This window comes from Thermomonas sp. (assembly GCF_025993755.1).
Lineage (GTDB): Bacteria > Pseudomonadota > Gammaproteobacteria > Xanthomonadales > Xanthomonadaceae > Thermomonas.
On sequence record NZ_JAMQHN010000067.1, the window covers coordinates 1 to 8,662 of the forward strand.

General features: G+C 67.5%; 7 protein-coding genes. 3 read left to right on the top strand and 4 right to left on the bottom strand.

The features are described 5' to 3' along the window. Positions 1-178: 178 nt before the first annotated feature. On the bottom strand, positions 179-943 hold the full coding sequence (locus tag Q0X16_RS04810; RefSeq protein WP_297831283.1) for an FAD-binding oxidoreductase: 765 nt from the start codon (positions 941-943) through the stop codon (positions 179-181). A gap of 89 nt (positions 944-1,032) precedes the next feature. Between Q0X16_RS04810 and Q0X16_RS04815 the strand changes: the two genes are divergently transcribed. Together Q0X16_RS04815 and Q0X16_RS04820 are read left to right on the top strand one after the other, a co-directional pair. Continuing rightward, positions 1,033-2,037, top strand: a complete 1,005-nt coding sequence (locus Q0X16_RS04815; protein WP_297831285.1) for an ABC transporter ATP-binding protein — start codon at positions 1,033-1,035, stop codon at positions 2,035-2,037. Continuing rightward, positions 2,034-2,804: an ABC transporter permease gene (locus Q0X16_RS04820; protein WP_297831288.1), complete on the top strand. Its 771-nt coding sequence runs from the start codon at positions 2,034-2,036 to the stop codon at positions 2,802-2,804. Before Q0X16_RS04815 ends, Q0X16_RS04820 begins: the two co-directional genes overlap by 4 nt. On the opposite strand, the gene Q0X16_RS04825 is transcribed toward Q0X16_RS04820, so the two are convergent. The 3 genes from Q0X16_RS04825 to Q0X16_RS04835 form a co-directional block, all read right to left on the bottom strand. Further along, positions 2,801-5,872 (bottom strand): efflux RND transporter permease subunit, encoded by a 3,072-nt coding sequence (locus Q0X16_RS04825; protein ID WP_297831291.1) that lies wholly within the window; start codon positions 5,870-5,872, stop codon positions 2,801-2,803. The two genes, Q0X16_RS04820 and Q0X16_RS04825, sit on opposite strands and share 4 nt — an antisense overlap. After that, the gene (locus Q0X16_RS04830) at positions 5,869-6,951 is read right to left on the bottom strand and encodes an efflux RND transporter periplasmic adaptor subunit (RefSeq protein ID WP_297831294.1); all 1,083 of its coding nucleotides are present in this window, start codon (positions 6,949-6,951) and stop codon (positions 5,869-5,871) included. Before Q0X16_RS04830 ends, Q0X16_RS04825 begins: the two co-directional genes overlap by 4 nt. Before the next feature lie 63 nt (positions 6,952-7,014). Further along, entirely contained in the window at positions 7,015-7,818 is an 804-nt protein-coding gene (locus Q0X16_RS04835) for a TatD family hydrolase (protein WP_297831297.1), read from the bottom strand. A 75-nt stretch (positions 7,819-7,893) separates the two neighbouring features. On the opposite strand from Q0X16_RS04835, the gene Q0X16_RS04840 reads away from it, so the two are divergent. Next, positions 7,894-8,662, top strand: a 769-nt coding sequence (locus Q0X16_RS04840; protein ID WP_345780277.1) for a DEAD/DEAH box helicase, incomplete at its 3' end; no start/stop codon positions are given.

Sequence of the window (8,662 nt, forward strand, 5' to 3'; positions counted from 1 at the left end):
GCCCTGGCGGCGTGAATGTCCCCCGGCCGCTGCGCGGCCTCCTCCTTGATTTCACGCCGCCAGCGCCGCCTCACCGCGACAGGCGGGCTTCTGGAAAAGCCTGCCGGGGACAAGGGACATTCACGCGCCGGAGGTGGCTTCCCCGCGACCGGCGCTGTCCCCAAATCCGCATTGAAACTCACTTGCTGCTGACGTACTTCTCGCGCCGGATCATCGGGATCGGCAGGCCGAAGGCCTTCAGCGCCTCGAAGCTGGCATCGACCATGTCCGGGTTGCCGCACAAGTAGGCGATGTCGCTGGCGGGATCAGGCGCCAGTTCGGCAAACATGTTCTGCACGTAGCCGTGGCGCACGTCCGGGTGGGCGTGCGGGGAATCGGGCGCGGGCAATTCCCGCGACAGGCAGGGCAGGTAGCGGAAGCCCGGGTGGGCGTCCGCGAAGGCGCGGAACTCCTCGCCGTACAGCAGCTCGACCGGGTTGCGCGCACCCTGCAGCAGCACCACCTCGACCCCGCGCTCGCGCATCTGCTTCTCCAACTGCGGCAGCATCGCGCGGTAGGGCGCGACCCCGGTGCCGGTGCCGACCAGCAGGTAGCGGCGGTTGGCGTCGTTGGGAAACAGGCAGAAGCGTCCGAACGGCCCGCTGGCCTCGAGGCGGTCACCGATCGCAAGACCTTCAAACAGTGCGGTCGCCGCGCCGCCTGGCACGTAGCTGACGGTGATCTCCACCCGCGCGTCGGGCGCCGTGTCGAGCGCGCGGCCGACCGCGATCGAGTAGCTGCGCCTGGTTTCGCTGCCGTCGGCGTAGTGGAAGTGGATCTGGATGAACTGACCGGGGATGCAGGCCAGCGGCAGGCCGTCGTCGCGCTCGAACGCCAGATGGGCGACCGTGGGCGCCAGCATCCGGCGCGCGACCAGTTTCAGGGGGAAGCGAATCAGCGGCACGACCTTGCAACACTGCGTGGCAGGGATGGCGCCACCGGGCTGCCTATACTACCGGCTTCCCGTGCGCCCTCCGTGCCCCGATCATCACGATGAATCAGCCTGCCGCTGTCCCCGCGCTGCGCGTGCGCGACCTTTGCAAGACCTACGACGGCGGCGTGCAGGCCCTCAAGGGCATCAGCCTCGAGGTCGCAGCCGGCGATTTCCATGCCTTGCTGGGACCCAACGGCGCCGGCAAAAGCACCCTGATCGGGATCGTCAGCTCGCTGGTCAACAAGACTTCGGGCACGGTCGAAGTGTTCGGTATCGACCTCGACGTCGACCGCAGCGGTGCCATGCGCCAGATCGGCCTGGTGCCGCAGGAATTCAACTTCAACATGTTCGAAAAACCGCTGGACATCTGCGTGAACTACGCCGGGTTCTACGGATTTTCGCGAGCGGAGGCGCTGGCGCGCGCGGAAGAAGAGCTGCGCCGCGCGCAGCTGTGGGAAAAGGCGCACGCCACCGCCCGCGCGCTGTCCGGCGGCATGAAGCGGCGGTTGATGATCGCCCGCGCGATGATGACCCGGCCGCGGCTGCTGATCCTCGACGAGCCCACCGCCGGCGTGGACATCGAGATCCGGCGCGGGATGTGGAAGACCCTGCAGGACATCAACGCCGCCGGTACCACAATCATCCTGACCACCCACTACCTTGAGGAAGCCGAAAGCCTGTGCCGGGATCTGGCGATCATCGACCACGGCCGGATTGTCGAGCGCGGGCCGATGAAGACGCTGCTGGCCAAGCTCGATGTCGAGGGCTTCCTGTTCGACATCGACGGCGCACTGCCGCACGCCTTGCCGCAGATCGAAGGTGCCCATCTGATCGCCCGCGACGCGCAGACGCTGGACCTGGACATGCCGCGCGCGATGGACCTCAACCGCGTGTTCGCCGCGTTCGCCGCGGCCGGCATCCGGGTGCGCTCGATGCGCACCAAGAGCAACCGGCTGGAGGAACTCTTCGTGCGCCTGATCGAGAGTGACGAAGGCGACGGTGCCGCGGGGTCGCACGATCCGGAACCGCAGGACGCGACCGAAGCGCAGGAGGGACGCGCGTGAACCGCAGCGACCTGATCGCCCTGCGCACCATCGCCCGCCGCGAGGTGTCCCGGATCCTGCGCATCTGGACCCAGACCCTGATCCCGCCGGCGATCACCATGACGTTGTACTTCATGATCTTCGGCGGGCTGATCGGCTCCCGCGTCGGCAAGATGGGCGGGCTGGACTACATGGAGTTCATCGTCCCCGGGCTGGTGATGATGAGCATCATCCAGAACAGCTACGGGAACATCTCCAGCTCTTTCTTCAGCGCCAAGTTCGGGCGCTACGTCGAAGAGCTGCTGGTCAGTCCGGCGCCCGACTGGGTGATTCTGTGCGGCTACGTCACCGGCGCGGTGCTGCGCGGGATCATGGTCGGGATCATCGTGATGATCATCGCGATGTTCTTCACGCCCGTCCACGTCGCCCACCCCCTGGTGACGGTCAGTGCGGTCCTGCTGGGCGCGACGATCTTCTCCCTGGCGGGCTTCATCAACGCGGTTTTCGCCAGGAAGTTCGACGATGTCGCCATCGTGCCGACCTTCATCCTCACGCCGCTGACCTACCTCGGCGGCGTGTTCTATTCGATCACCCTGCTGCCGCCGTGGGCGCAGGCGGCGACCTACGCCAATCCGATCTTCTACATGATCAACGCGTTCCGGTTCGGCCTGCTTGGCTCTTCCGACGTGCCGCTATGGCAGGCCTATGCGCTGATGCTGGTCTTCGCCGGAGTGCTCGGCGCAGTCGCGTTGTACCTGCTGAAGAGGGGCGTGGGCCTGCGCAGTTAAGTCGCAGCGGGCTTGCCTTTCCAGCGCCGCGCCAGCCAGCTGCCGGCATCGTCCAGCACGGTGTAGGCGGCGGGCACCACCAGCAGGCTGAGCGCGGTGGAGGTCACCAGTCCGCCGATCACCGCCCAGGCCATCGGCGCGCGCATGCTGGAGTCGCCAGCCAACCCCAGCGCCAGCGGCAGCATGCCGGCGCCCATCGCGATGGTGGTCATGATCACCGGCCGCGCCCGCTTGTGGCAGGCGTCGATCAACGCGGCGTGGCGCGACAGACCGTGTTCGTCTTCGGCCATCACCGCGTAGTCCACCAGCAGGATGGAGTTCTTGCTGGCGATGCCGATCAACATCAGCAAACCGATCAGCGCCGGCAGCGACAGCATGTTGCGGGTGATCAGCAATGCGCCGAAGGCGCCCGCCGCGCACAGCGGAATCGCGCTCAGGATGGTCAAGGGCTGCATCGGGTGGCGGAACAGCAGGAGCAGCACCATGTAGATGCAGACGATGCCCGCCACCATCGCCATCACGAAACCGGTGAACATTTCCACGAAGATTTCCGAGTCGCCGGTGTTGATGAACGAGACGCCCGGCGGCAGGTTCTTCACCGACGGCAGTTGCTGCACCTGGCGCATCACTTCGCCCAGCGGCCGGCCGTTGAGCTCGGCGGTAAGGGTGATGTCGCGCTGGCGCTTGTAGCGGCTGATCACCGACGGACCGCTGCCGTCGCTGAGGGCCGCTACCGCCGCCAGCGGCACCGCGCCGCGCGCGCCGGGCACGCGCAATTGCGCCAGCAATTCCGGCTGCGCCAGCGTGGCCTGGCTGAAGCCCACGCGAATGGGAATCTGCCGATCGGCCAGATTGAGCTTGGCCATGCGCTGCACGTAATCGCCGCTGGTGGCGATGCGCGCGGCTTCGGCGATCGCGGTCGTGGACACGCCCAGTTCGGCGGCGCGCGCGGAGTCGGGACGGATCTGGATTTCCGGGCGCAGCAGGGAGGCCGACGACGACACGCTGCCCAGCCCGGGAAGCGTGCGCAGATCGCGCTCCACTTTTGCCGCCGCCGCGTTCAGCGCCTCGGCATCGTCACCGGCCAGGACCAGCTGCATCAACTCGCCGGGTTCGCTGCTCATGAAGCTCAGGCGCACGCCGGGCAGGTTCGCCAGTCGCGTGCGCACTTCCGATTCCAGCGCGCTTTGGCTGCGGGAACGGGTGCCGGACGCGCCCCATTCCAGGGTGAGCACCGCACGCCGCAAATCCGGCAGGCCGCTTTTGCCGGGGTCACCCAGGTTGGGCACGCTGCCAATTTGGGTGAACACTTGCTTGAGTTCGGGAATCGGTTGCAGCAAGGCACGCGCTTGCTCGGTCATGCGCCGGGTGTCTTCGATCTGCACTCCCGGTGCAAGCTCCAGCGAGAGCATGCTGCGGCCCTGGTCGGAGACCGGGATGAAGGTGGTGGGGATCAGCGGGATCAGCGCCAGCGATGCCACGAACAATGCGCCGGCAATGGCGAGGGTCTTCCAGCGGTGCTGCAGGGCCTTGTCCACCCACACCAGGTAGCGCCGCATCAGCGCCCCGTCTTCTTCGGCATGTGGTTTGGGTTTGAGCAGGAACGCGGCCATCATCGGCGTGAGCAGACGCGCCACCAGCAGCGAGAACAGCACCGCGGTGGCGGCGGTCCAGCCGAATTCGCGGAAGAATTTGCCGGAGACGCCGGGCATGAAGGCAACGGGTACGAACACGGCGGCCAAGGTGACGGAGGTGGCGATCACGGCGGTGCCGATTTCGTTGGCGGCATCGCGGGCGGCGTCCAGTGGCTTCTTGCCCATGCCGAGGTGGCGCACGATGTTCTCGATCTCCACGATCGCATCGTCCACCAGCAAGCCGATCACCACGCTCAGGGCCAGCAGGGTGATCAGGTTCAGGCTGAAGCCCAGCCACTGGATCACCGCGAAGGTGGGGATGATGGACAGCGGCAAGGCAATCGCCGACACCCAGGTGGCGCGCCAGTCGCGCAGGAACCAGAACACCACCGCCAAGGCCAGCAGCGCGCCTTCCCACAGCATCGTCATCGACGAGGAATACGAACGCTGGGTTTCCTCCGACATGTCGGTGACCTGACGGAACGTCACGCCCGGATGCTGTCCGGCCAGCTCGGCCAGCGCCGCGCGCACGGCATCACGGACCTTCAACTCGTCCGCACCGCGTGAACGCGCCAGCGAGAAGCCCACCACCGGCTTGCCATCGAGCAGCGCGATCTGGGTGGGATCGGCACTGCCGTCGCTGACCCTGGCCAGCGCATCCAGCCGGGTGTGCTGGCCGTTCGGCAGGGCGATGCTGAAGGCGCGCAGGGCCTGTGCATCGCGCACCGTGTTGAGCGTGCGCACGCTTTGCTGCTGGCCGTCCAGCTCGGTCTTGCCGCCCGGGCGGTCCGCCTGCATGGCGGCCAGTTGCTGGTTCACCGCGCCAGCGGTGATGCCCTGCGCCAGCAGCGCCTGCGGGTCCAGATCGACGCGGATCTGCCGGTCCACGCCGCCGATGCGGGTCACGGCCGCCACGCCATTGACGCCGTACAAGGTGCGGGCCACGTAGCGATCGACGAACCACGACACTTCATCGGGCTGCATCGCCGGTGCTTCCACCGCGTAGGTCAGCAGCGAGCCGACGATTTCCACTTTCGAAATCACCGGTTCCTGGATGTCCTGCGGCAGATCCATGCGGATGCGCGTCACCGCATCCTTGCTTTCGTTCAGCGCTTCCAGCAGGTTGGCGTCGATGCGGAATTCGATCACGGTTGTGGACTGCCCATCCACCACCGTGGAGAACACCCGCTTGACGTGATTGAGCGTGGCCACCGCGTCTTCCACCTTGCGCGTCACTTCGGTTTCCAGCTGCTGCGGCGAAGCGCCGGGCTGGCTGATGACCACCGTCACCATCGGGAAGCTGATGTCGGGGAAGCGTGCCACCGGCAATTGGTGGAAGCCCCACAACCCGGCCACGCACAGCACGAAAAACAGCATGATGGCGGGCACCGGGTTGCGGATGCCCCATGTGGAAAGCGTGCCGCCGCCGCTCATGGGGAATTGCCGGCCGCGGGAACGGGGCGCACCAGATCGCCGTCGGCAAGGAAGCCCGCGCCTGCGCTGACCACGCTGTCGCCGGCCTTCAAGCCGCTGCGGATTTCGACCACGTCGCCTTGGGTGCTGCCGATGTCGATGCGCACTTGTTGCACGCGCTGGCTTTCGCCCAAGCGGAAAGCGTAGGCGTGGCCATCGCGGTGCACCACGGCTGCCGTCGGAATCACCAGCGTCTGCCCTTGCCCGATCCGGATGCGGCCTTGCACGTAGGTGCCCGGTTGCACGGGTCCGGGTTCGGGCAGGTCGACGTAGGCGGTGCCGGTGCGGGTGGTGCTGTCCACCCCCGGCGAGACGGCACGCACGCGGCCGATGACACCGCTGCCGTCCAGCACCACGGTCTGTCCGACCTGCACCTGCGCCAGCTGCGCCTCGGGCAGGTCGGCGCGCCATTCCAGCCGACCCTGGCGGATCAGGCGCAGCAGTTCGCTTCCGGCGCCGACCACTTGTCCGGGCTGCACGAGGCGTCGGGAAATGACGCCGGCATCGGGCGCACGCAATTCGGCATAGCTGCGGCGCAGCGCGGCGGCATCGCGCACGGCGCGGGCGGTGCCCAGCTGCGCCTCGGCCTGGATGCGCGCGGCGCGCAGCTCGTCGAGCGCCGTCGCGCTGATGTAGTGGCCTTCCACCAGCGATTGCCCGCGCGTGTATTTCAAACGCGCCAGCTCGGCACCGGCTTCGGCCTGGCGCAGCGCCGCCGCCGCCTGCGCCAGATCGCTGTCGAGGCCGCGATGGTCGAGCTCCAGCAGCAGCTCGCCTTTCTGCACGGTCTGGCCGACATCGACCAGCAGGCGCGTGACGCGCAGGCCGTTGAGTTCCACTCCCAGCTGCATTTCCTCCCAGGCCGCCACCGGGCCCGCGGCTGAAACGCTGCGCCGCATGGGCTGCATCTGCGCCTCGGCCACGCTGACCGCCTGTGCCGACGGGGCCGCGGGCGCGCTGTCCGGTTTGTGGCAGGCGGCGGACAGCAGCGCCATGGCAAGGGCAAACCCGGGCAGCGGCAGACGGGAAAAGGAACGCATGCGCGACAATCCGGTGAGGGCGAGTGGCGCGCAGACTACCACATAACTAAACCAACGGGTATATTAACTGACGGTTTGCGCCGGAAGGCGGAAAAAGGACGTCGCCGCGGCGGTGCTGCCGGCGGCGGTGACGGCCATGTCCTCGCCGCGATCCCGCGCCAACTCCTCGACGATGTGGGCTAGGAACGCCGGCTCGTTGCGGCGGTCCTTCGGCAGCGGCACGAGCGTGCGCGGCAGCAGGTAGGGCGCGTCGGTCTCGACCATCAGGCGGTTCGCCGGGATGCTTTTCACCAGCTCGCGCAGGTGCGCGCCGCGGCGCTCGTCGCACAGCCAGCCGGTGATGCCGATGTGCCAGTCGCGGTCAAGATAGTCGAACAGTTCCGCGCGCGTGCCGGTGAAGCAATGCACCACGGCCGGGCCGAGCCGGCCGTCGAAGTTCTGCATCATCGCCATGAAATCGGCGTGGGCGTCGCGCTGGTGCAGGAACAGCGGCTTGCCGGTGTCCACCGCGATCTGCAGCTGCTGTTCGAACGCGCGTCGCTGCATCGGCCGCGGCGAGAAATCGCGGAAGTAGTCCAGCCCGCATTCGCCCACCGCCACCACCTCCGGGTGCCGGTGCAGGTCTCGCAGTTCGGCGTCGCACTCGGCGGTGTATTCGATCGCGTGGTGCGGGTGCACGCCGGCGGTGGAAAACCATTGCCCGGGTTTGCTGCGCGCCAATTCCAACGCCTTGGGCGAGTGTTCGCGCGAGGCGCCGGTGAGGATGGCACGCGTGACGCCTGCGACCACGGCGCGCTGCCAGACCGCCTCGCGGTCGCGGTCGAAACTGTCGTGGGAAAGGTTCAGGCCGATGTCGATGAGATGCATGGCGCGATTTTAGCGGCTCTGGGTGCCGCCCCCTGAGGGGAGGGTGAGTAAATGCGACGCTTCTACAATGTCCACATGCACTTCCCGATCGCGCCGCTGCTGCCGGAGATCAAAGCTTCGCTCGCTGCGCATCCGCGCCTCGTGCTGGAGGCCCCGCCCGGAGCCGGAAAGACCACGCAAGTGCCGCTGGCGTTGCTGTTCGCCGCGTGGCTAGCCGGCAGGAAAATCGTGATGCTGGAACCGCGCCGGGTGGCCGCGCGCGCCGCCGCCGGCTTCATGGCCAGTCAGCTTGGCGAGGTGGTGGGCGAGACGGTCGGCTACCGCATCCGCTTCGAAAACAAGATCGGGCCGAACACCCGCATCGAGGTCGTCACCGAGGGCATCCTCACCCGGATGCTGCAGGACGATCCGCTGCTGGAAGGCGTTGGCGCGATCCTGTTCGACGAATTCCACGAACGGCATCTGGCCTCCGACCTGGGGCTGGCGCTGGCGCTGGACGTGCAGGCGGGCCTTCGCGAGGACCTGCGCATCGTGGCAATGTCCGCCACGTTGGACGGCAAGCGGCTGGCGCAGTTCCTCGATGCGCCACGCTTGACCAGCGCCGGCCGCAGTCACCCGGTTGCGGTGTCGCATTTCCCCGCACGTCGCGAGGAAGCGCTGGAGCATCAGATCAAACGAGCGGTGGAGCATGCGCTGACCGAACACCCTGGTGATGTGCTGGTTTTTTTGCCGGGACGGCGGGAGATCGCGAAGGTGGAGCAGATGCTCGCGGCTGCGCTGCCGGTGGCTGGGGCATTGCTTTCCCCTCAGTCGGGGCATCCTGCCCCGATTCGGGCGCGCGCCA

Excerpts from the sequence above, each read along its gene's own strand:
- Q0X16_RS04815 (WP_297831285.1), top strand. The coding sequence starts at position 1,033 with ATGAATCAGCCTGCCGCTGTCCCCGCGCTGCGCGTGCGCGACCTTTGC.
- Q0X16_RS04825 (WP_297831291.1), bottom strand. The coding sequence starts at position 5,872 with ATGAGCGGCGGCGGCACGCTTTCCACATGGGGCATCCGCAACCCGGTG.
- Q0X16_RS04830 (WP_297831294.1), bottom strand. The coding sequence starts at position 6,951 with ATGCGTTCCTTTTCCCGTCTGCCGCTGCCCGGGTTTGCCCTTGCCATG.
- Q0X16_RS04835 (WP_297831297.1), bottom strand. The coding sequence starts at position 7,818 with ATGCATCTCATCGACATCGGCCTGAACCTTTCCCACGACAGTTTCGAC.